Genomic DNA, 1,288 nt, shown 5'->3' with positions numbered 1-1,288 from the left:
CCGCGCCCCATCCATGGCGCCCTACCCGCTCAGGGTGACGGCACCAGCCCCGCGCCGGGCTTCACCAGCACGACGCGGGAGTAGGCCATCTGGAAGCCCAGGCGCATGGCGTTGCGCTCCGTGGGGATGCCCGGCGAGGACATGATGGCCGCCAGATCACTGCCCTTCTCCAGCCCCCGCGCCAACCGCGCGGCGATGAGAGCCTGCTGCACGCCGCGCCGCCGGTACGCCGGCAGCACGGACGTGCCGAACAGGGACGTGAGCCCGTCGCCCACCTCGCAGCTCCCGGCCCCCGCGGCCACGCCATCAATCCACGCGACATACGAGTCCGAGCTGGGGTTGCGCGCGGCCTTCAGGCCCATCTCCCAGAAGACCTCCGACATCGACTCGCCTTCCGGGACGAAGCCGCTGCCGGCGACCTCCACGAACCTGCGCACCGCCACGTCGTCGGACGGGTCCACCCGCTCGACGCGCAGCCCGGCGGGAGTGCCCTGGACCAGCCGCGACAGGTCCTCTCCCGCCTGCAGCGTCCGGTACAGCACCGTCTCGAACTCGCGCAGCACGAAGCCCCGGTCCGCCAGCCCCTTCAGCAGGGACTGGGGCGCGAAGGGGCTCAGCTCCGCCTTGGGCTCCACGCCACGCGACGCGAAGAAGTCCACCAGCGCGTCCAGCTCCGCGTCCGTGACGTCACGATCGAAGCCGTAGCCGGACGACTTGTTGATGTAGGACCCCACGCCGCCGAACGTCATCCAGCCGTCCGCGAGCGGCGCGGAGGCCGTCGAAAGCGCCACCGCGGAGGTGGCCAGCTTGCGTTCAAACCGCCGGGCAATCTCCACCAGGTTCACGTCGTTCATCCGCCCCATTTACACCGGGCCGGGCCTCCGCGTCAGTGCGCGCAGATACTCCCCAGACCGTCGCCCAGGCTCCGCGTGTCCCGGACCCCGGGCCCCAGCAGCCGCACCTGCTCGGGCACGTAGGTGGAGACCATGTCGAACACGGTGCGCAGGGCCCGTGTGCCCAGCCCCTCCCGCGCCGCGTTTCACAGACGAGGAGTGGGCCGAGCACGGACCGGCGCTCGTGGCGTAGGGATTGGCGGCCTGCTGGAGGCAAGCAGGCCTGCTCACGAGCCCTGCCTGGCAATGGCATCCAGCGGCTCGCGCTCTAAGCCAGGGGAAGTAAGTCCTGTCAGGGGGTAGCGCGAGGCGCAAGCAGACTGAGCCGTCCTGAGCGCCGCAAGCGGTGCAGCAGTCGGACGGCTTCCGGATAGAACGCCTCGCGCTGCTCGGTC

At 70.9% G+C, this 1,288-nt stretch carries 1 protein-coding gene; it reads right to left on the bottom strand.

All coding sequences use genetic code 11. The annotated features are described in order from the left end of the window. Window positions 1-29: 29 nt before the first annotated feature. Window positions 30-854 (bottom strand): GNAT family N-acetyltransferase, encoded by an 825-nt coding sequence (locus D7V80_RS10155; protein WP_120587960.1) that lies wholly within the window; start codon window positions 852-854, stop codon window positions 30-32. Between the last annotated feature and the right edge of the window lie 434 nt (window positions 855-1,288).

Source organism: Corallococcus sp. CA054B (genome assembly GCF_003611625.1).
Classification (GTDB): Bacteria; Myxococcota; Myxococcia; order Myxococcales; family Myxococcaceae; genus Corallococcus; species Corallococcus coralloides.
This window is presented reverse-complemented; position numbering and strand designations above follow the sequence as displayed.

Bases quoted from the DNA above. Each gene is read 5' to 3' on its own strand.
- D7V80_RS10155 (WP_120587960.1), bottom strand. From the start codon at position 854: ATGAACGACGTGAACCTGGTGGAGATTGCCCGGCGGTTTGAACGCAAG.